The organism is Psychrobacillus sp. FSL K6-4046, from assembly GCF_038624605.1.
Lineage (GTDB): Bacteria > Bacillota > Bacilli > Bacillales_A > Planococcaceae > Psychrobacillus.
Genome location: NZ_CP152020.1, coordinates 3,838,936 through 3,860,991, shown reverse-complemented (window position 1 = coordinate 3,860,991; position 22,056 = coordinate 3,838,936). Strand labels below are relative to the sequence as shown.

The 22,056-nt window shown below is 36.4% G+C and carries 19 protein-coding genes, 3 pseudogenes and 1 riboswitch; of the genes and pseudogenes, 14 read left to right on the top strand and 8 right to left on the bottom strand.

Annotated elements, in window-relative coordinates; genetic code table 11:
- The 7 genes from walK to rlmH all read left to right on the top strand — a co-directional run bounded on the left by walK (position 1) and on the right by rlmH (position 7,018).
- Complete coding sequence (gene walK, locus MKY09_RS19085; protein WP_342567327.1) at positions 1 to 1,818, top strand: cell wall metabolism sensor histidine kinase WalK; 1,818 nt, start codon at positions 1 to 3, stop codon at positions 1,816 to 1,818.
- On the top strand, positions 1,815 to 3,170 hold the full coding sequence (yycH, locus tag MKY09_RS19080) for a two-component system activity regulator YycH (protein ID WP_342567326.1): 1,356 nt from the start codon (positions 1,815 to 1,817) through the stop codon (positions 3,168 to 3,170). The genes walK and yycH overlap by 4 nt, the downstream gene beginning before the upstream one ends.
- On the top strand, positions 3,157 to 3,963 hold the full coding sequence (gene yycI, locus MKY09_RS19075; RefSeq protein ID WP_169359805.1) for a two-component system regulatory protein YycI: 807 nt from the start codon (positions 3,157 to 3,159) through the stop codon (positions 3,961 to 3,963). The genes yycH and yycI overlap by 14 nt, the downstream gene beginning before the upstream one ends.
- 12 nt (positions 3,964 to 3,975) lie before the next feature.
- Positions 3,976 to 4,764, top strand: a complete 789-nt coding sequence (locus MKY09_RS19070; protein ID WP_169359840.1) for an MBL fold metallo-hydrolase — start codon at positions 3,976 to 3,978, stop codon at positions 4,762 to 4,764.
- Positions 4,765 to 4,895: 131 nt separating this feature from the next.
- Entirely contained in the window at positions 4,896 to 6,116 is a 1,221-nt protein-coding gene (locus MKY09_RS19065) for a trypsin-like peptidase domain-containing protein (protein WP_342567325.1), read from the top strand.
- 167 nt (positions 6,117 to 6,283) lie between these two features.
- Positions 6,284 to 6,469: a CxxH/CxxC protein gene (locus MKY09_RS19060; RefSeq protein WP_169359803.1), complete on the top strand. Its 186-nt coding sequence runs from the start codon at positions 6,284 to 6,286 to the stop codon at positions 6,467 to 6,469.
- A 69-nt stretch (positions 6,470 to 6,538) separates the two neighbouring features.
- Positions 6,539 to 7,018 carry a 23S rRNA (pseudouridine(1915)-N(3))-methyltransferase RlmH gene (gene rlmH, locus MKY09_RS19055; protein WP_169359802.1) on the top strand — a complete coding sequence of 160 codons (480 nt, stop codon included), beginning with the start codon at positions 6,539 to 6,541 and terminating at the stop codon, positions 7,016 to 7,018.
- 187 nt (positions 7,019 to 7,205) lie between these two features.
- On the opposite strand, the pseudogene MKY09_RS19050 reads toward rlmH, so the two are convergent.
- Positions 7,206 to 7,826, bottom strand: a pseudogene (locus MKY09_RS19050) (DJ-1/PfpI family protein); the annotation flags it as partial.
- Positions 7,827 to 7,865: 39 nt separating this feature from the next.
- The gene (locus tag MKY09_RS19045) at positions 7,866 to 8,072 is read right to left on the bottom strand and encodes a hypothetical protein (protein WP_169359801.1); all 207 of its coding nucleotides are present in this window, start codon (positions 8,070 to 8,072) and stop codon (positions 7,866 to 7,868) included.
- A gap of 241 nt (positions 8,073 to 8,313) precedes the next feature.
- On the opposite strand from MKY09_RS19045, the gene MKY09_RS19040 reads away from it, so the two are divergent.
- Together MKY09_RS19040 and MKY09_RS19035 are read left to right on the top strand one after the other, a co-directional pair.
- Positions 8,314 to 9,018, top strand: a complete 705-nt coding sequence (locus MKY09_RS19040; protein WP_169359800.1) for a response regulator transcription factor — start codon at positions 8,314 to 8,316, stop codon at positions 9,016 to 9,018.
- Positions 8,996 to 10,060 (top strand): annotated as a pseudogene (locus tag MKY09_RS19035) (HAMP domain-containing sensor histidine kinase). Before MKY09_RS19040 ends, MKY09_RS19035 begins: the two are co-directional and overlap by 23 nt.
- Before the next feature lie 590 nt (positions 10,061 to 10,650).
- Here MKY09_RS19035 and MKY09_RS19030 read toward each other — a convergent pair.
- The 3 genes from MKY09_RS19030 to MKY09_RS19020 form a co-directional block, all read right to left on the bottom strand.
- Positions 10,651 to 11,112, bottom strand: coding sequence for a staygreen family protein (locus MKY09_RS19030; RefSeq protein ID WP_342568271.1), 462 nt, complete (start codon positions 11,110 to 11,112; stop codon positions 10,651 to 10,653).
- Positions 11,113 to 11,526: 414 nt separating this feature from the next.
- On the bottom strand, positions 11,527 to 12,261 hold the full coding sequence (locus MKY09_RS19025; protein ID WP_169359798.1) for a glucose 1-dehydrogenase: 735 nt from the start codon (positions 12,259 to 12,261) through the stop codon (positions 11,527 to 11,529).
- Positions 12,262 to 12,368: 107 nt separating this feature from the next.
- Complete coding sequence (locus MKY09_RS19020; RefSeq protein ID WP_342567324.1) at positions 12,369 to 12,998, bottom strand: TetR/AcrR family transcriptional regulator; 630 nt, start codon at positions 12,996 to 12,998, stop codon at positions 12,369 to 12,371.
- A 369-nt stretch (positions 12,999 to 13,367) separates the two neighbouring features.
- On the opposite strand from MKY09_RS19020, the gene ahpC reads away from it, so the two are divergent.
- Together ahpC and ahpF are read left to right on the top strand one after the other, a co-directional pair.
- Positions 13,368 to 13,931: an alkyl hydroperoxide reductase subunit C gene (gene ahpC / locus MKY09_RS19015; protein WP_169359796.1), complete on the top strand. Its 564-nt coding sequence runs from the start codon at positions 13,368 to 13,370 to the stop codon at positions 13,929 to 13,931.
- 243 nt (positions 13,932 to 14,174) lie between these two features.
- Entirely contained in the window at positions 14,175 to 15,728 is a 1,554-nt protein-coding gene (gene ahpF, locus MKY09_RS19010; protein ID WP_342568270.1) for an alkyl hydroperoxide reductase subunit F, read from the top strand.
- A 162-nt stretch (positions 15,729 to 15,890) separates the two neighbouring features.
- Here the strand turns inward: ahpF and MKY09_RS19005 are convergent, their stop codons facing one another.
- Complete coding sequence (locus tag MKY09_RS19005) at positions 15,891 to 17,624, bottom strand: methyl-accepting chemotaxis protein (RefSeq protein ID WP_342567323.1); 1,734 nt, start codon at positions 17,622 to 17,624, stop codon at positions 15,891 to 15,893.
- A 310-nt stretch (positions 17,625 to 17,934) separates the two neighbouring features.
- A riboswitch (PreQ1 riboswitch) is annotated at positions 17,935 to 17,981 on the top strand.
- A 124-nt stretch (positions 17,982 to 18,105) separates the two neighbouring features.
- Here MKY09_RS19005 and queF point away from each other — a divergent pair.
- The 3 genes from queF (at position 18,106) to MKY09_RS18990 (ending at position 20,047) form a co-directional block, all read left to right on the top strand.
- Positions 18,106 to 18,606, top strand: coding sequence for a preQ(1) synthase (gene queF, locus MKY09_RS19000; RefSeq protein WP_298468713.1), 501 nt, complete (start codon positions 18,106 to 18,108; stop codon positions 18,604 to 18,606).
- A gap of 179 nt (positions 18,607 to 18,785) precedes the next feature.
- A complete protein-coding gene (gene queC, locus MKY09_RS18995; RefSeq protein WP_342567322.1) occupies positions 18,786 to 19,460 on the top strand; it encodes a 7-cyano-7-deazaguanine synthase QueC in 675 nt (224 codons plus the stop codon).
- A gap of 47 nt (positions 19,461 to 19,507) precedes the next feature.
- Positions 19,508 to 20,047, top strand: coding sequence for a VUT family protein (locus MKY09_RS18990; RefSeq protein ID WP_298468716.1), 540 nt, complete (start codon positions 19,508 to 19,510; stop codon positions 20,045 to 20,047).
- Between the two features lie 134 nt (positions 20,048 to 20,181).
- Here the strand turns inward: MKY09_RS18990 and MKY09_RS18985 are convergent, their stop codons facing one another.
- Both MKY09_RS18985 and MKY09_RS18980 read right to left on the bottom strand, forming a co-directional pair.
- On the bottom strand, positions 20,182 to 20,772 hold the full coding sequence (locus MKY09_RS18985; RefSeq protein ID WP_169359791.1) for a hypothetical protein: 591 nt from the start codon (positions 20,770 to 20,772) through the stop codon (positions 20,182 to 20,184).
- Positions 20,773 to 20,980: 208 nt separating this feature from the next.
- Positions 20,981 to 22,052, bottom strand: a pseudogene (locus MKY09_RS18980) (sodium/glutamate symporter).
- Between the last annotated feature and the right edge of the window lie 4 nt (positions 22,053 to 22,056).

Sequence of the window (22,056 nt, the reverse complement as noted above, 5' to 3'; positions counted from 1 at the left end):
ATGCATAAGGTTGGTTACTTTAAATCAGTTCATGTAAAGATTGTGTTGATTTATGTTTTACTGATTTTAATAGCTATGCAAATAATTGGTCTATATTTTGTCAAGGGATTGGAGCATACATTAAAAGAAAACTTTCAACAATCTGTTAAGGATCGCGTTGGTGTATTAGAGTTTAGTGCAAGAGAAGAACTTGTTAAAATACGGGTAGAAGAAGACCAAACACTAGAACAAAGCTTACGTTCTATTTTGACTGGTCTTAATTCTGATGATATTAAAGAAGTTCGAGTAATTGATGCGAAATATCAAATACGAGCTACCTCAGATTCGAACAACCAAGCAATCGTTGGACAAAAGTCGTTAGATGAACTAGTCCATAAATCTATCACGGCAGAAGAAGGTTTTGATAGCATCGCCTCTAAATCAGGAGAACGTGTATGGATATTAGTAACACCAATTATTTCACAGGGTGAGGTAATTGGAACTCTCTATATTGAATCGAATATTGAAAATGTATTTGGTCAAATGAACGAAATAAACCAAATCCTCGCAGTGGGTACGGCAGTAGCCCTTGTAATCACAATTGTACTAGGTATTCTTATAGCACAAACGATTACAAGACCTATATCGGAGATGAGGAAACAGGCACAGGCTATGTCTAAGGGCAACTTTTCTCGTAAGGTAAGAGTTTATGGAAATGATGAAATCGGTCAGTTAGCACATGCATTTAATCATCTAACAAATAGGCTGCAAGAATCCCAGTCGACTACAGAAGCTGAGCGTAGGAAACTTGCCTCTGTTTTAACTAATATGACGGATGGAGTAATAGCCACTGATCGAAAGGGTAGAGTTATTTTGATCAATGATCCTGCCCTAAGGCTCTTGCGCATACCAAGAGAAATGGTTCTCAACAGGCCTATTATTTCAGTGCTTGGCATTGATAGCATTCATTCCTTCGAAGATCTTATTCATTCAAAGGAATCCATGAATTTAGATTTCAGTACCCAGGAACGACCATATATACTTCGTGCGAACTTTTCAGTTATCCAAAAAGAAACTGGTTTCGTAAATGGTTTAATCGCTGTTTTACATGACAATACCGAGCAAGAGAAGATTGATATGGAACGTCGAGAGTTTGTAGCTAATGTGTCTCATGAACTTCGAACTCCTTTAACTACTATGAGCAGTTATTTGGAGGCACTAGCGGATGGAGCATGGAAGGATGAAGAGATAGCACCGTCGTTTCTAATGGTTACGCAAACGGAGACCCAACGAATGATTCGATTGGTAAATGACTTACTACAATTGTCTAAGATGGATAGTCGTGACTATGATTTGAATAGAGAAATCGTTAATTTTAATCTATTTTTCAATCGTATTATTGATCGTTTTGAACTGTCTAAATCACAAAATGTTACGTTCCAACGTATGCTTCCAGATACGCCGTACTATGTAGACATTGATACAGATAAGTTAACTCAAGTAATCGATAATATTATATCGAATGCGTTAAAGTATTCCCCAGATGGAGGGAATATTCGATTTGGCATAGCAGTCAAAGATGAGTGGTTACAAGTGATGATATCAGATGATGGTATGGGAATACCTTCTGAAAATGTAAATCGCATTTTCGATCGTTTTTATCGAGTAGACCGGGCTAGAGCCCGTTCAATGGGAGGTACAGGGCTTGGCCTAGCCATTGCCCGGGAAATGATTGAAGCCCATGGAGGTAAGATTTGGGCAGAAAGTGAAGAAGGCCACGGGACTACTATATTCTTTACTTTAGAAATACTGTTGGATGAAGAAGGTGAGTGGGATTGAAGTATATTGAACCAGTAAAATCTATTATTTTATTATTACTAATACTCCTTAGTCTTACACTTACCTTTACGATTTGGACCTATTCACCAAAATATGATACTACTGAACCACCTGTCGTTAATATATCGATTGCAGAGAAGAAGAAGATGGAAGATGTTATAAAACCGTATCGTTTGCTGATTAGTCAACCCGAAAATCTAAGAGGCTCCCATTCGATCGTAGATATCAATAATGTTATAAACCCTATGAAAAATTGGGAGATTGAAACGGTGAAACTGTATAGTAATAATACGAATGCGGGGCAGGTAAATGAATTAATCAACAAGCCATATACGAGTACATTGTTTTTTCAAGCAGATATACCGATAGAATCTTATAGTACGATTTTAAAGTTTTTAGATCCTATCTTTCCTAACTCTTCTTTTAATCGTCTAGTTATAGATTGGTCCACGAAAAGTGTGGACCAAAGAGTAGGGGAAAAGGAATCTGATCAAGGGGCTACTTTGTATTTCATAAGCACCACCTTGAATAAAATCTATACGGCAAATGTGACGAAGGAAGATATCTTTGGTTTCTCTGAGCGTATGGTCAAGACTTCCAATGCTATGCTGGAATATAAGGAAATCGTAAGAGAAGGCAAAGTATCCTTATATACTACAAGTAACCCTGAAAAGGTTGTTCAATATACTTATTTAGTGGAAGAGATTGATACGAATAGGTTCAAAGATGCCCTTTTTAATATACCAAGTTTAGTTGTTCGGCGAAGTAACCCAGTAGGATCAGGAGAACAATATACGGATGATAACGCATTAATGACTGTAGACCCTATTTCTAAAAGGTTAAGCTACGTTCATCCAGCATCAGAAGGTGAATTTCTTGGTAAATCATCGGAACTTTTATATAATAGCTTAAGCTTTGTAAATGAGCATGACGGTTGGACTGATGATTATCGATTTAGTAGAATGAATAAGAATGCGAGTCAAGTAAATTATCAACTGTATTTTGATGGGTTGCCTGTATTCAGTAAGGATATGTTGACTACAGAAATAGTTCAAGTTTGGGGAAGTAATAGAGTTTATCGTTACAATAGACCGTATTACACGTTAAATGCTCTACCGATAACTTCCACTGATTTAGAGTTACCTTCCGGTCAAAATGCATATGAATTACTTAGCTTAGCCCCAAATTCACAAGTCTCTTTAATAGAGGATTTAGTACAAGGCTATTATATATCCAAAGACGAAGACCAACCTTTATTTACTTTGGTGCCCTCTTGGTATTATCAAGTTAATGGATCATGGTTAAGACTATCTCCAGAAACTATAGGAGGTGGCACCTATGGATTGGAATAAAACGAAGACTATTTTTATCATTGTTTTTTCTATCTTGAATGTCTTTTTGTTTTCCTTATATTTGAATAGATATACAGCAGGTCAAAATATAGAAGTTTTAAGCTCTACCACGACAGAGGAACGTCTAAAAGTAGAGAACATTAATGTGTCAAAAGCTTCTAGTGTTACTGTGGAAGAAGCCTATTATGTTTCTGGTAGTGTTCATAACTTTAAGCCAGAAGAAATAGAAGAATTAGAAAATCAAACAGTTGAATTTAAGCCTGATGCACAAATAGTCGGCACATTTATAAAACCTATACCAATAACCGAAGAGAATTCCATCGAAACTCTCATCAGTGATAATATATTTAAAGGTTCTTCATATGGATTGTGGAAAATAGACGAGGAAGCTCGTATGGCAATTTTTTTTCAAAAAGTAAATGATCGTCTTGTCTATTACAATCAAAAAGCTAAATTAGTAGTCTATTGGAATGAGAATAATGAACTCATAAGCTATGAGCAAACCATCCTAGATAACTTAGAGGATTATAGTGAGTCTAAAAATCTATTGCCTACTATTCAAGCAGTTTCAAATCTATATTCCAAGGGTTTGCTAGTTGCCAATTCAACCGTCACAGATATTAGTCTGGGCTATTTTACATTAGTCCAACAAGCCGAGACGCAGGTATTTGCACCAACTTGGCGAATACTTGTGGAACGTGAGGACGGAACTATAGATGAACACTTTGTAAATGCGGTAGAAGGAAGAATTATTGAAATACCAACAGAAGTAGATTCATCAGCAGTAGAATAAGGAGTTTTGATGATGAAGTTTAGTGTATTAGCTAGCGGGAGCAGCGGAAACGCCATCTACGTAGAAAACGAGAAGCATTCCTTTTTAGTTGACGTAGGCCTAAGCGGCAAAAAAATGGACGAGCTCTTTCAAGGAATTGGAAGAGAAATAAAAAATCTTTCTGGTATTTTCATTACACACGAGCATAGTGATCATATAAAGGGGCTCGGTGTATTAGCTAGAAAATATGGTGTACCAATATACGCCAATGAAAAAACATGGGGAGCAATGGATTCACTTGTTGGAAAGGTGCCCTTAGATCAACGTTTCACTTTTGATATGGAATCGGTGAAAACGTTTGGCTCTATGGATATCCAATCCTTTGGAGTCTCCCATGATGCTGCAGATCCAATGTTTTATATCTTTCATGAAAATGGGCGCAAGCTTGTTTTAATTACAGATACGGGATATGTAAGTGATCGCATGAAGGGACATATTAAGGGAGCAGATGCCTTTGTCTTTGAAAGCAATCATGATGTCAGTATGCTACAAATGGGACGCTATCCTTGGTCGGTCAAACGCCGAATACTAAGTGACGTAGGACATGTCTCTAACGAGGATGCTGCGGTAGCTATGAGTGAGGTAATTGATTTAAAATCAACTAATGTGTACCTCTCACATCTTAGCAAGGATAATAACATGAAGGACCTAGCAAGAATGAGCGTTACTCAAACCTTACAATCGTGTGGTATCATCGCAGGTGAATATGTTCACTTACACGACACGGATGCAAATCAGCCAACTGAATTAGTACTAGTATAATTATAAAGTTCCAGGAGCCTAAAAGCTTTTGGAGCTTTTTTAATTTAATTTTAGATTATTTTAATTTAATTTTAATGTTTAGTGGGTAAAGTAAGCATACGAACATATTGTTTAATGAAAGGGAGAGTGCAATGGGTTACTATAATTCATATGGTCCTGAACAAGAACCACCAAAAGTAAGAAATAAGGATAAGAAAAGAGGAGTAATAGGTTATTTCTTCAGTGGATTAGCAGGAGTCCTAGTAGGAGCTCTTCTAGTTTGGTTTTTAACTCCTTCTGTTGTAAATAATTTACCTTCCCAAACAGAAGGTGAAGCAACGACAAGTAAAGCAACTAAAACAGAGCAAGTAAGCGTCGATATTACTACGGATGTAACCGGAGCAGTAGAAAAAGCCTCGGCGGGAGTAGTCGGTATTACTAATATTCAATCCGTAAGAAATTTCTGGAGCCAAAGTTCCACGGAGCAGGAGGCTGGCACTGGATCAGGAGTAATCTATAAAAAAGAAGGCGGAAAAGCATATATCATTACGAACCATCATGTAATTGCAGGTGCAGAAGCATTAGAAGTGACATTAAAGGATGGAGTAAAAGCAGACGCAAAATTAGTCGGAAGTGACATGTGGACAGATCTAGCCGTGTTAGAAATAGACGATAAAGGAATTGAAACAGTTTTAGAGATCGGAAACTCAGATACATTAAAGCAGGGAGAAACAGTTATTGCTATTGGTAATCCTCTCGGCTTAGACTTTTATGGTTCAGTTACAACTGGTGTAGTTTCTGGTACGGACCGTGCTATTCCAGTGGATATCAATGAAGATGGGACTGTGGATTGGCAAGCAGAAGTTTTACAAACGGATGCGGCCATTAACCCGGGTAATAGTGGTGGAGCATTGATTAATTTAGCCGGTCAGCTTATAGGCATCAATTCGATGAAAATCTCTGAGTCAACAATAGAAGGAATAGGCTTGGCGATTCCAGTAAACTCCGCAATGCCTATAATTGAAGACTTAGAAGTCAATGGTAAAGTAATTCGACCTTCTATGGGTGTTACACTTATCGATTTAACAAATGTTCCAGCATTTCATCAACGAGATACTTTAAAACTACCTGCAGAAGTTACTACTGGGGTTGTTGTAGATGAAGTATATGAAGGAACACCTGCAGCAATTGCTGGTATAAAAACCTATGATGTCATTGTAGAAATGGATGGAGAAAAAGTGGAGAATTCCATCGATCTTAGAAAGCATCTATATAATGAAAAAGATATTGGTGATAGCTTGGACGTCAAGGTGTACCGTCAAGGAGAAATAGTCGAATTAACTTTAACATTAAAGGACTCCACTCAGTTATAGACATGTGGATAACTAAAAAGTAGCAACAAAAGTTTTACACAACGAGTATGGAAAGAAAAGCTTGTCTTTCCTACTCGTTTTTTCTTTGTTAAAATAGACTGTGGATAACAATAGAAAAAATGTGTATAACTATGTTAAGTAATTTTAAAGAGAAAGGGAGTTAAATAGTGAGAATATTCAGTTGCGAAACCCATATAAATCACGCTTTAGATATCTTTGTAGCAGAGGAAAAAACATTCCCAGTGATGGAGAAAATAAATGAGGAAAAACAGTTATCCACAAGTTGTACCTATTGTAACAATTCTGCAATATATCTTGTGGCTCATGAAAATGACGACACAACATGTAGATAAGTGTTGTGGATATGTGGATAAGTGTTGTTAATAACTTGTTTGTAAATTAAATGTAAAGGTGGATAACCTGTGAATATACAAATTATATCAGTAGGTAAGCTGAAGGAAAAATACTTGAAAATGGGGATTGAAGAATATACAAAGAGACTGGGAAGCTATGCAAAAATAGATCTTGTCGAAGTAGCAGATGAAAAAGCTCCTGAGAATCTGAGCGAGGCAGACATGGAAATCGTAAAGAAGAAGGAAGGAGACCGTATCCTAGCAAAAATCGGTGCAGACACATATGTCATCGCTTTAGCTATCGAAGGAAAGATGAAAACCTCTGAACAGCTTGCTGCAGATATCGAGTCGTTAATGACTTATGGAAGAAGCAAAATAGCTTTTGTAATAGGTGGTTCTCTAGGATTGCATGAAGAAGTTATGAAGCGAAGCGACGAAAAGTTATCCTTTTCCAAAATGACTCTACCACACCAGCTTATGAAGCTCGTTTTAGTGGAGCAGATTTACCGAGCATTTCGAATTATGAAGGGCGAACCGTATCATAAATAGATGAGGTTTTTAAAATAACCACCTAGAACGTTAATTTATCAGCGTTTTAGGTGGTTATTTTAATTAAGGATTTGTTGAATTTCCATCTTAACGCTACGTGTTATAAAATTTATTCAGTTAAGGCCTCATTACTTGTCGGTTTAATTATATTTTTTTGTTGATTTTCTCTCGGTACATCTCCCTCTGCTCTCCAAACCGTACCCCTGCGTTCATACTCTAACAGTTGCTCCACTGCGTGTGCTATACGGGGACCTAATTCTCGCTCAACTAGGTAAAGGGCAACATCGAGTCCCGAAGTAACGCCACCGCCAGTAACAATATTACCATCATCTACAATTCTAGCATTAACCGGAATCGCATTTGTAGCACTTAAAAGCCCCATCCCCATGTGGTGGGTAACAGCATGCCGGTCTTCTAACAATCCACCCATTGCTAAAATGAGAGAACCACCGCAAACTGCTGAAAGCAATAGATCTGGTTTCTTAATAGCTTCAATGAGTAAATTACTTAACTCTGTTTCCGTTGCTTGTTGTAATTTAGCTGGGCTCGAATCTGGTCCATCCTCGTGAACCGAACCAAATGCTCCTGGAATAAGAATAATTCCTTTACTGTTTATATCAAGTTTACCGCTAGCTTGAATAGGTAAGTGATTTACCCCGCTTGGTACCATTCGTTCCCCTTCAGGAGAAACGAGTTGAACGGTGATGTCTTCATTTGCGTACATCGCTGCAGCAGTAAACACTTCATAAGGTGCAATAACGTCTAATAAATCAAATCCATCAAACAATACAATTTGGATATACAGAATATTACCTCCATTTAAAATGATTTTTAATCGATAATGTCTTTACTTTGTAAGTAAATTTTTCAGTCGTTGATATTCCGACTCAGTTAGGTCCCCCTCAATTACAAGGTCTTTAAGACGGTCAATTTGCTTGGAATGCATATAACGACAGCGTATTGCGTATATGCGAACCGCTACAATACAGAATAGTGTAAGGCAAAACAAAGCACCGAATGGAAAGAATGAGAAAGTTTGATCTTCAATACCCATTTGTAAATCCTCCCTTAATATAGTTAAAGTGTGGAGTAAAATATTTCAAATAGATGATGATAGCTCCACAATGAAAGAATAACCTTTGAATGTCACAAAAGAGGGTATGAAACAATCACAAAATCATCACAATCCATCGGAAAACTTATTCTTTAATGTAAAAGTGATAAACTAAAACTATATTTTAATTTTGTTAGTTGGTATCTATGGGAGTCGTCTGAGGAAAGGTGGAATTTTCGTAATGGAAAGATATACGGTTTTAGTCGTTGACGATGACATTAGCATTGTTGAACTATTGAGAGATTTCTTAGAAAATGAAGGCTTTTATGTGAAAACGGCTTATGACACTAATTGGGCACTCGTCGCCCTGAAACAAAGTACAATTGATTGCCTCGTCCTAGATATCATGATGCCGGGTCAAAATGGTTTTGAGTTATGTCGGCAGATCCGTATGGAAAGTAATGTGCCAATTCTATTTTTAAGTGCTCTGAGTGATGACGTAGATAAAATTCGTGGATTAGCACTTGGAGGAGACGATTATATAGTCAAAACTGCTTCGCCGGGAGAGATTGTTGCAAGAGTAAAGGCTGTATTAAGGCGATCCAGTTCTAAGCAAGAATTCAGAAAGGTCTTAGATTATGGACGTCTCTTATTGGATTTGTCCACAAGAGAAGTATTTATAGATGGGCAATCCATATCACTGACTCCGAAAGAGTATGATTTGCTGCAACTGTTCGCGGAACATCCAAAATATGTTTTTTCATATGATCAATTACTCGGAAAATTTTGGGAAGGGATTGGTGATAAACATACTATTCGTGTCCATCTAAGCCGACTTCGGGAGAAAATTGAAGCTGATCCGAATAATCCCCAATTTATAGTTAACGTATGGGGTATAGGTTATCGCTTCAAAGGAGAAAAAAGTGAAAACTATTCGCATTCGTAAATTTACCATTCTTAGTTTATTAATTATACTTATTTTCCCGTGGATATTTTATGTAGGTGGGCATTTTCTTGAAACAAAGTCATTCAATCTTGGAATTCCGACCAAGTCAAAAATTACACAAATAGTTGCGGGAATTACGGGTCTACTATTGGCCTTTTTGATTGTGGCCTATACAATGCGAAGATATATTCTCCTCCCTTTAGAGAAAATGAGCCTCTGTGCTCGCCAAATTGCAGATGGAGATTTGGATATCCAAATCCCTTCTTCAAAGATTTCAGAAATTGCTGAAGTCCATGATGGGTTTAATGTTATGGTCGATAGTTTAAAAAAATCTTTTGATAAACAAGTTGAATTGGAAGATGAACGGAGGTTTGTGATTGCTGCTGTTGCGCATGATTTACGGACACCGTTATTTGCCTTACGGGGTTATTTAGACGGCCTAGAGTAAGGTATTGCTGATTCGCCTGAAAAGAGAGCAAAGTATTTGGCAGTTTGTAAGGAGAAGTCAGCACAGTTGGACCGACTTGTAGAGGAGCTTTTCACGTTTGCGAAGACAGAGTACCAAGAAATGGTACGTGGTGAAAATAGGGTTGATCTGATACTTGTTCTCAAGAAATCGATTGAAAGCTTAAGCCCTCGGGCTGAGCAAAAGGATATCTCTATCATTGTAAATAATTTGACAAGTGATTGTAATATTAAGGGCGATTCACACTTATTAGAGCGAGCATTGAATAACTTAATAGATAATGCGGTCAGACATACACCTAGAAATGGTGAAATTTATATCAATTGCAATAGAAATGAAACCTTTGTGATCTTTACGATACAAGATACAGGGGAGGGGTTCTCTGCAGAGGATCTGCAAAGAGTTTTTGAACCGCTATATCGAGGGGAAGCATCAAGAAATCGCTCAACTGGAGGAGCCGGATTAGGATTAACTATTTCTCAGCGAATTATTAAACAGCATGGCGGGGACCTAGTTGTAGGAAATCACCCAAAAGGTGGAGCATACTTAAAAGGCTGTATACCCTTGGATACTTAATTATCAGTGCTCTTAATGTTTGAAGGATAGACCGTTCACTAAACTTAAGAAATTTTTTCAATATCTAGACTGAATTTGTGATAGGGAGAAGTATATTATTTCTAAAAGAACAAACTAGAACGATATTGTCGCAATATTCTAGCTGGTAACAATTTAACAGTATTAGTATACCAGTCATTAAAGGAATATAAAATTCCTCTTGAAATGGGAAATCCCTATTCAAAATTAAGAAACAAAAAAGCAGCATCTCACAAGGAGATGCTGCGGTAGAATTCTTTGTTCCTGAAGAACTCTAATGGGTTTGGCACCCAATAATGCTAATTTGCCTAATCTAAAGTTACCATTATTCGGTGTCAACGAGAGTTGTTTATTACTTATATAATATAGCATAGCAATCCGTGATATCGTTACTAATTATGTATTCTGTGTATAGAATACATAAAAATGAGGCCACATTCGATTTATACAAATCGCACTTATTTAATAAGATAACCACCAAAAATATTGATCCAACATGTTTTGGTGGTTTAAACGTAAACGAGTTGTATGAAGCTTCCATATTAAGGTCGGTAGGTATTCAAGTTATTTGTTTATAGTGTTATGGAGTAATTGCTAAAGGTACCCCAAACCTCCTGTTTAAATAATGACGGATAAATGGACATAAAGTTAACGATTATTAAGGCATAATCTAAACTTGGGTATAGGTCAAATAAAAACCTATCGCCATATCGAATGGTTGTTAATGCAAGTGGTAATTCGCGCCTAAAAACTTCATTCCGCTTTGTTGCTGCACTTAAGTCGTGATTTTCTTTATCTAGATATAGATATACGTTGTAATTTAAACTATTTCCTTGTGTTTTCCAAACGCCTAGTACTTCGTCTCTCATTTCAGTATTAATTTTATCCCAAGCAAATTGTGTTCCAATTGTTAAGAATAATTCTCCAGTGAAATCAGAGTGAGTCAGTGTGTTACTTCTGGAAATGATGGGTCCTGTAGCTGAAACACCATCTCGATATTCAACAGTGAGTTTATCTGGATTTAACTTACTAATGCCACCAACTCCAATCGTTTTTTTACCAATATGCTATTTTTTAGTTTGAGGTTGGTTAAAAGACACAGGTGTAATGATTTTAATTGGAGGAGCAGAAGTAAAAAGGATAGCGGAGACCAAATAGGTCAAGTTATCCCTTCCAATGTTAATAAATTTTGCAATAAACCTCAAAAGCGTCCTAATTTTGTTAAGCTACTGTTACTTAGTAGTTCTTCATAAAATAATGAGTAAGTTGGTAAATTGGATAGAATAACATAATTCAGGTTTTTTTCACAATACCTAGGGGTGAAAAAATGGCTAGAGTTAAATACCGAGATAAAGACATTGATCTCATCGCAGGGTGAACTGGGAATGAAAATTAAATAAAAAAAAGGTCGATTTTCTACATTAATAGAAAATCGACCTTTTAAAATCTTATTGTGCAGTTAATCCGCCATCGATTACAAATTCTGAACCTGTGGAATAGCTAGACTCGTCCGAAGCTAAGAATAGTACCATATTAGATACTTCTTCTGGCTGTGCAACGCGTTTTAAAGGAATGTGTTTAGCGAATTCTTCAACCGCTGCTTTTGTATCTTCTTGCACAACCATTGGTGTAGCGATTACACCTGGATGTACAGAGTTTACGCGAATGCCCATTGGAGCTAAGTTAATTGCAGCTGCTTTTGTCATACCACGTACGGCAAATTTAGTATCAGTGTAACCAACAGCCCCAGCAACTAAGCCGTTCATAGAAGAAATGTTGACGATGGAACCGCCACCAGCTTTCATCATGGAAGCTGCTACTGTTTTCATCCCTAAGAAAACAGAAACTTGGTTAATATCCACGATACGACGGTATTCTTCTACTGTAATATCAAGCATATTTTTAGCCATTGTAATACCGGCATTGTTTACTAAAATGTTTACTGGACCAAAAGCTTCTTCTGCTTTTGCAATAACGGTAGCCCAATCCTCTTCAGATGTTACGTTTTGTTTTACAAAAAGAGCATTCTCACCTAACTCAGCTGCAAATGCATTTCCTTTTTCCTCATTTAAATCTGTTAAAATGACTTTTGCACCGTGCTCAACGAATAATTTTGCATGTGCTGCACCCATACCTTGCGCAGCTCCTGTAATAATTGCAACTTTACCTGATAAACGACTCATGTAAATGGCCTCCTAAGTTTCATATAAAGTGATAGTTGACTATCACTTTTATACTTACTAGTAAACAACTTAACTGTCAAAATGTCAATTCCTAGGTCCGTTACTTATTATGGTCGGATGTAACGTAAAAAAACATCCTTCATCATAAATAATTGTTTTTCTGCAGTAAGTAACGACGAAAGATAGGCATCATGCTTTGTCAGCCTTGATTTATAAGCGAATATGCTAAAATTTTGAACCATCGTCATCATAAATACTTGCAAATCGGCATCAGATCTTAAACTACCATCTTGCTTGCCCTGATCACCTACTGTTAATAAAATACCTGCCAATTTGCTGCGTGCAGATAAATATTCCGCATATTGATCAGGTGATTCCTCCGCTATTTTTTCATATAAATCAAATGACTCATAAAACTTCGCTAAACGTAGCTGTGGATCCTTCGTTACTTTTATATAATAATCTAAAATCTGCTCTATTTTTTCGTATGCAGTGATTGTTTGCCCTACAATCTCCCCTACATCTGTAGCCATTTTATCCGTAATTGCATTTGTAGCAGCAATCACTAAATACTCTTTTTTAGGGAAATAACGGAATAACGTTGCTATTCCAACACCAGCAGCAGTCGCGATATCTTGCATTTGTATAGTTTGTATACCTTGCTCCAAAAATAAGTCCGTTGCAATCTTGATAATATTTTCACGACGTTGTTGCTTTTGTTGTTCCCGTTTACTCAAATTTAATCACTCCAGCTATTCTTCATACAATGATTGTAACATGCTTTATCGTATCATCTTATTTTCATATCGAAGTTGCTTAATTGAAAGAGGCAACAAGATAAGGTCGTTAAAAAAATTTACGAAGGCGGAACCTATAGTAATACCAATGGTTTAGTTTTTTGTATATTTGGGACATGAGTTTACGATAAAGTTAAAGACCTTCTTTATGGACATTATTAACAGAGTATTGGATAACAACTATTTTCATACCTTAATGGTTGACTGAGAACTAAATGTATAGAATAATAAAACTATACATTAGAATTATTATAAGATAATTTTAATACTTATGAGAAATAATAAATAATACATAGGAGGCTATAAATCATGGCATTAATAGGTAAAGAAATTGCACCATTCACTGCAAAAGCATTTCAACAAGGTGAATTTATCGACGTATCTTCTGAAAACTTCAAAGGTAAATGGTCGGTAGTATGCTTCTATCCTGCAGATTTCACTTTCGTATGTCCTACAGAGCTAGAAGACTTACAAAATGAATATGCAACATTAAAATCTTTAGGAGTTGAAGTTTACTCTGTATCGACAGACACTCACTTCACACATAAAGCTTGGCATGATACTTCCGATACTATCGGCAAGATCGAATACATAATGATTGGTGATCCATCCCACACAATTTCTAAAGCATTCGATGTATTAAATGAAGAAGATGGCTTAGCAGAGCGCGGTACTTTCATCCTTGACCCAGAAGGTATTGTACAAGCTTACGAAATTAACGCTGGTGGTATCGGTCGTGATGCATCTACGTTAGTAAACAAAATAAAAGCAGCTCAATATGTTCGCAATAATCCAGGCGAAGTTTGCCCAGCTAAATGGCAAGAAGGCGGCGAAACTTTAACTCCAAGCTTAGACCTAGTTGGTAAAATCTAAGTTTCTAAGCTATATAAACTAGAGCGAGATTTAAGCGGCAAGTGCCTGTTATGAAATTATTTTCAGACAGCCTTGTCGCTATTTTTTATTAGGATTACAAAGAAAAAAGAAATAAGCGTATTAAAAAATTATGAATAGAGGTGAGGGGCTGCTCGTTGAGGATAACATATAGATTTATTATTTAATGATAGTTATAGAATTTTCTGACTATAATAATTCTACATGTCAGCGACAGCGAAGTTTATGCTATTAGATGCAAACTTGAAAGCTCAGTTACAACAGTATTTAGCATTATTAGAAGGTGAGATAGTTATCAAAGTAAGCGTAAGCGATGATAAGGTATCCAATGATATGCTTGATCTTGTAACGGAGTTAGAAAATATGTCTCCGCTAATTACTGTACAACATGCATTACTAGAGCGTACTCCTAGCTTTAGCATTAATAAGGTGGGGGAGGAGTCAGGTGTAACATTCGCAGGCTTACCACTTGGCCATGAATTTACATCATTAGTACTAGCCTTATTACAGGTTTCTGGTCGTGCTCCAAAGGTAGACGAGTCAGTGATTAAACGCATTCAAGCAATCAAGAAACCTATGAAATTTGAAACGTACGTGAGCCTGACTTGTCACAATTGTCCAGACGTTGTGCAAGCATTGAATATTATGTCTGTGTTAAATCCAAATATCTCTAACACAATGGTAGAGGGTGGCACGTTCCAAGACGAAATTAAAGAACGTGACATTATGGCCGTACCAACAGTTTATATGAACGGTGAGAACTTTGGTGGAGGGCGTATGGAGCTTGAGGATATTTTAAACAAGCTTGGAGAAGCGTCTGACGGCTCTGAATTTGGAGACGTTGAGCCGTTCGATGTATTAGTAGTTGGTGGCGGTCCGGCAGGTGCCTCAGCCGCAATCTATTCTGCTCGTAAAGGTATTCGCACAGGAATTGTAGCGGAGCGCTTTGGTGGCCAAGTAAATGACACATTGGCTATTGAGAACATTATTGGTACCAGAGCTACAGAAGGTCCACAATTTGTTTCAAGCCTAGAGGCACATGTAGCGGATTACAATGTAGATATTATGAAATCCCAACGAGTTACAAGTATTGCTCGTAACGAGATGGTAGAAGTAACTTTAGAAAACGGTGCAGTATTGAAAGGAAAAACAGTTATTCTTTCAACAGGGGCACGCTACCGTCAATTAGGTGTACCGGGCGAGCAAGAATTTAAAAATAAAGGCGTAGCATATTGTCCGCATTGTGATGGTCCTATCTTCAAAGGGAAAGATGTGTCAGTAGTTGGCGGTGGAAACTCAGGAGTAGAAGCTGCGATTGATTTAGCGGGTATTGTGAATCATGTTTACTTATTGCAAAGGAATGCAGAGCTAAAGGCTGATACAGTATTACAAGAGCGTTTACATAGTCTATCTAATGTAACGGTTTTAACAAATGCCTTAACACAAGAAATTACAGGTACAGATAAAGTGAACGGGTTAACTTATTTGGATGTTGTGTCTGGAAAAGAAGAGCATATTGAGCTACAAGGGGTTTTCGTACAAATTGGTCTACTACCGAACACAGAATTTTTAAAAGGTATAATTGATTTAAATCAAAATAATGAAATCATTATTAATAAGCATGGTGCGACAAGCATGCCTGGCGTATTCGCAGCAGGTGACTGTACGGACACAGTATACAAGCAAATCATCATTTCAATGGGTTCAGGGGCAACCGCTGCACTTGGATCATTTGATTATTTGATACGTAACACGACGCCTCAACTAGTTAATGGTTAATATCTTACTAATCTAGTCCTAGTTATAAAGAATACAAAAGCAGTATCAAGATTATTTTAAAAAAAGAAACCAACTTTGTTTTACATGAGTTGGTTTCTTTTTATATATTAATGATTTCATTTCGTTGTTCCTTTAGAGAGCCTTGAGCACTTATCAAGCATCTTAGTCTTCAATATGGAAACTTTGAATCATCTTATTTACTTTTTCACTTAGCCCATTTAACATCTCAGCCGATTCTTGTAGGTTTATAAAAGCCTCGTACTGATGATCAACAGAAGCATTTATTAACTCTGTTTTTAGTGAAACCTCATTAGCAACATCTGATATTTCTGAAATAGCTTTTACAACGTCTTCCTTAATAAGATTGGCATTCAAAATTTCACCATTAATTTCAGTAAGCGAATGCAGAATGTGACTAATGGCGTCATTTAGCGTATTAAATGCTTTACCTGTTTCCCCCATAATAATGCCTTGCTCACTGTTAATATGAGCGGTTTGATTCATTAAATCGAGCGTTTTAACTGTATCGTTCTCAATCGTCATGATCGTGTCTTCGATTTGTTTGGAGGCAGTTGCCGATTGTGCTGCTAATTTTTGTACCTCAGCTGCAACAACAGCAAAACCAACACCGTATTCACCAGCTCTCGCTGCCTCAATACTTGCATTAAGTGCAAGTAAGTTAGTTTGACTAGAAATTTCATTTAATGTTTGAACAATATATCCGATTTTTTTCATATTTTCCGCAAGTACATGTACCACTTTTACAACTTCATCAGTACTGTTTATTGATATTTCCGTTTTTTCTTGTAAGTCTTTGAGCTTTCCTACCCCCTGTTGAAGAACAATCTTAGCATTTGCTGATAGCTCATCCATTTGTATATTTTTTTCATTTAATTTATTTATAACATTTGAAAGTTCCAAGGTTTTTTGATCCGTTGCTTCTGTTAAGACTTTTTGTTTTGTCACTCCCTCAGCAATTTCCACAATTTCTTTGCTTATTTTTTCACCAGTTACACTAGTTTCATCTGAGATTAAACTAAGTTGATGGGAAGAATCACTAAGGTGTTCTACTGTATTTCTGACGGTTGATATTAACTGTTTCGTTTGTTGAGTCATTAAATTAAAATCCTTCGATAATTCCCCTAATTCATCATTTGCAAATGATTTAATATTTACTGTTAAATCGCCTTCAGCTACCTTTTTAACACTATTTCTTAATGTTTGAATCGGACGATTGATAGAACGAATAACTAATAGACCTAGTAACGAACTAACTATTAAACAAAGTAAGATTACAATGCATGTAACTGTAAAGAGAAGAGAATACTTTTCTTTTACTTCTTTTAACATGATTTCGTTATTATCGAAATATAAATCACCAATTACATCTAAGGATTCTTCTGCTGCATCAAATTTTATATATCCTTCATTTTGAGATAACAACATACCTTGTTCACGGTCGGAAGGATTGGAAGAGGATAGTAACTGAACAACTTCATTCGAGATTGTAAAGTATTCTTCTTTCATATCTTCATGCGCTTGCGCTAGTTTTTTTTCGTTTGGTAGATTAATAATATTTGAGTAATACTCTGAAAATCTTTCTTCAATATCTACCTTTTGACCATTATATTCTTCTAATTGATCTTTAAAAGCACTAGTACTTGGTTCATATAAATAGAGATTTTTTTCAGCTATATACATTTGATGAAAGTCGATTCCAACTGTTCGCAATAAATTCAAATTTTTAGACCTACTCTCCAAGCTCTCTTCTAACGAAGATTGGACATTTTGTAGATTAAATAAACCCATTAAACCTAGTAGAATATTGGTTGCAACTACTATAGTAATTATAGTAGAGATTTTGGTTTTAATAGACATTTTAAAACTTCTTATCATAATGAGGAGCCCCTTTTTAATTTTTATCCTTCGGCAAATCGTCGTTATTTAACTTATAGATGACTTTTATCCTTGTTAAAGTCCTATAAAATGGTCATTGCTATAACTTTTGTATTACCTTTCATTCACAAAAAGTAATTCTACCATAATAATTGATTTTAGAAAATAAAAGATTACCAATTTTTTCATTGAAGGGGCTAAACTATTATGAAACCTTCAATAGTAAGGAACAGAGTAATACATTAATAATTCAATTTGACATTTATCACCATGTATTATATTATTTTTTTAGATAAATACCTGAAATTTTTCAGGAGAGGTTCATAGCAGATACCCTCTATAAAAAACTATGGATACATGACGATCACGCCATGTCCATAACTGGACATGGCTTTTTTGTTTTAATCCTGTAAAGTTTTATAGAAAATGTTGCAGCCTCTCCTTGAAAAGATTTGATATTACTTTTCAAGGGGGTTTTTTTATGTCTGGCCGAAAGTCAGCTGAAGGATTAGAAGATTTGACCTTATTAGGAAATCAAAAAGTGCAATATGCATTTAACTATGCGCCTGAAGTATTAGAATCAGTAGACAATCTCCATTCTAATCGAGATTATTTTGTGAAGTTTAATTGTCCAGAGTTTACGAGTCTATGTCCAATAACGCAACAACCTGATTTTGCCACTATGTATATTTCATACATCCCGGATAAAAAAATAGTGGAAAGTAAATCGCTGAAGCTATATTTATTTAGCTTTAGAAACCATGGTGATTTCCACGAGGACTGTGTGAACATTATTATGAATGATTTAATCAAACTGCTAGACCCTAGATATATTGAGGTTTGGGGGAAATTTACACCACGTGGTGGTATCTCTATTGATCCTTGGTGCAACTATGGACGACCAGGGACAAAATATGAGGAAATCGCTAGCTATCGTTTAATGAATCATGATCTTAATCCAGAAAATATTGATAATCGATAAATAGAATTGAATAATAGGAACTAGGAACTTCTTACTCCAAGACGATTACTATAAATGAAAATTAATTAAATAGATCCTTGTTAGCAAGGAAGAGGTTATTAGCGACCCTCTTAAAAAAACTAAGATGAAAACAGCACTTCTCTTAGCGTGCTGTTTTTCGTCGTGAAGGAGATTTACACATGAAACAAGGAAAAGCACTTATTGTATTTAGTGGAGGGCAAGATAGTACGACTTGTTTGTTCTGGGCGATAGAAAATTTTGCAGAGGTGGTGGCCGTGACCTTTGATTACGGTCAAAGGCATCGCCTGGAGATGGACTGTGCAAAAGAAATAGCAAAAGAGCTTGGCATCGAACATCATGTGCTCGATATGTCATTACTAAATCAGCTTGCAGCTAATGCATTGACACGCGAGGAGATCAAAATTGAAGAAGGGGATAAAGGTGAGCTACCTTCAACATTTGTTCCCGGAAGAAATCTGCTTTTTCTTTCATTTGCTGGTGTCTTAGCTAGTCAAGTAGGAGCAAAGCATATCGTGACAGGGGTTTGTGAAACAGACTTTAGTGGGTATCCCGATTGTCGCGACGTTTTTATCAAATCGATGAATGTGACATTAAATTTATCAATGGATAGTTCCTTTGTCATTCATACACCATTAATGTGGATCAACAAGGCACAAACATGGGAGCTAGCAGATTCACTTGGTGTATTTGAGTATGTGAGAGAAAGAACTTTAACCTGTTATAACGGAATCATTGCAGATGGTTGTGGAGAGTGCCCAGCATGTAAATTACGTGAAAATGGGCTTGAGGAGTATTTAAATACGAAGCGAGAACTTGAGAAAAATAATATATAAATGGTACTAACCTTTACAGAGTTAGTGATGTTTAAAGGAGAAGCATAATGAGAATATTATTTTATTTATTATCTATTGTTATTGCAAATGTGGTGACGGCTAGATTTGCACCGTTAGAGTTTGGCATGTTTATCGTTCCTATGGGAACGCTTTTTGTTGGAGCAACCTTCATTTTTCGAGATCTTGTGCAAAATAAATATGGTAGAGCTAAAACATATTTATTTATCTTCTTAGCATTACTCTTATCAGGGACTGCATCATTTGCACTTGGAGATACTTTAATGATTGTGGCAGCATCTGCTTTATCTTTTGTAATCGCCGAGACAGCAGATACAGAAATCTATACACGCTTAAAGTTACCAATGGCGTGGAGAGTTTTTTACAGTGGGATTGTGGGAGGTCTTCTTGATTCTGTTGTTTTCGTAATCGTTGGATTGAGTCCACTTGGAGCAGGATTTATACCGTGGGAAGCTGTACCAGCAGCAATTGTCGGCCAAGTGATTGTGAAGACAGTCATTCAAATGATAGGTGCCTTGATACTGAACCAAGGGCTTGCTCTTAAAGCAAGGCGTCTAAGGGAGGTATAAAGAAAATAGGCTTAGCTACTAGGCTAGGCTGTATTTACGATAAAGAATGCATAAACACGATTTTATATAAAAAAGAGCCGATTTAAGAGATTATCTTAAATCGGTTCTTTTGAGAGAGAAGAAAAGTGAATAGTTTAGTGTTCATGTTTTTCCTCTTCTCTCTCTTTTTTTATTTCTTCTATTTGCTTCATCTGTTCATGATACTCGTTCTCCACATCTGAAGTAGCTGGGAGGAAGGATTCTGCGTTGAAGTCGATTCTCTTTCCGTATCGAATCATTTCATAAATAATCATGCCGTTGTTCGGTTTACCATTAATCGTAATCATAGGTACTATATCAAATAACAAATAATAGAAGGCATAGAAAACAAAGCGATCCCAAAATGTTTTATATTCTGCAGCCCATCCGTTGGCAATTAAGAAGTTAATGAGGAGGGCAATAATCAGGTTAACCAATATTGGTCCAGAATAAATGCTAACATAAGCAAACTTACTTTTACGCTTTAAGTCATCGTAGGAAAACCAGCTATACAAATGATAATACTTACGTATATCAATCATTCCAATTTTAAAGAGCCTGGGTCCAGAACCGATTGTAAGCCGTGGTTTTACTACTCCGAATAACCAGCTAACGATTAAATAACCGGATTCTCGCAGAAATACGACCACAGGCAAGATGATAAATGCAGAAATAATCAGTGACAAGAGGTCAGATAGTCCAAACATAAAAACATCACATCCTAAGCTCAACTCGTAAGTATATTAGATACCCAGAATAAAATATTTAAATCCTCCAAACACTAATTGGGAAATATTACATGATGGTTTTTGACTTGGAAGTCTAGGAGTTTCTTCGAGATAACTATTTTGAATAACCTATTCCAATAAGAAAACGCAAACCTTTGATATTTAAAGGCTTGCGCTTTTATTTTGTCTATTTAAACAAATTAATTGTAGTAATAATAATTGGCATACCGAAAACATCGATCAAAAAAGCACCAACGATTGGTACTACTAAGAACGCCTTACGGGATGGCCCAAATTTTGAAACTACTGCTGACATATTGGCCATGGCGTTAGGTGTTGCTCCAAGTCCATGACCAAGGAAACCTGATACCATAATGGCTGCATCATAATTTTTTCCTAGCAAACGGAAAAGGACGATTACTGCAAATAATACGATGAAGATCACTTGCGCTAATATGATGACAAACAATGGAAGGGCTAAGTCTGCTACTTCCCAGAGCTTGATGCTCATCAGTGCCATAGATAGGAAAATACCAAGAGAGATATCTCCTATTAGGTTAATCTCTTTCATATTGATTAGATTAGGATTAAAGCGATCTAAAATGTTACGAACAATTACAGCTACAAACATCGCCCCTACGTAGCCCGGTAACACAAAACCAGTCATAGTAGAGAACCATTCACCGACATATGTACCAACAGCCATACAGAAGGTAATTAAGAAGACCTGTACCATAAATGATTTCTCGGTAATTTCATGCTGTGCTTTTTCTACATATTCTTCTGTTTCTTCAGAAGATGGCTTTAAGTTGAACTTGCGTATTAAATATTGAACGACTGGACCACCGACAAGGGCACCAGCGAGCTCCAGCCATTACACCGATCAGCGGATGAATATCCATTACCTTTGCCAACGAAACGCCAATTACGTTTTGCATGAAAGCTAGAAATCCACAAGCTAACCAATATATAACGAGTAGTTTTCCTCCTAATTTTACAAGCTTGAAGCTTGCCCCAAGTCCGATGGTTGTAAAAAAGGTAATCATGAAAATGGATTGAAGTGATGTATCTAACGTTATGTCAAGAATATCAAAACTTTTTAATACGGTTGCTAAAATGGCGAAAATTAAGCCTCCAACTACTGGTGCTGGGATGCAAAAGCGGTTCAACCATCCAATTCTTTTAACTAAAAATGTACCGATTAAAAATAATGCCACTGCTAGACTGAGCGTTGTAATTTGATTTAATACCATACGTATCCCC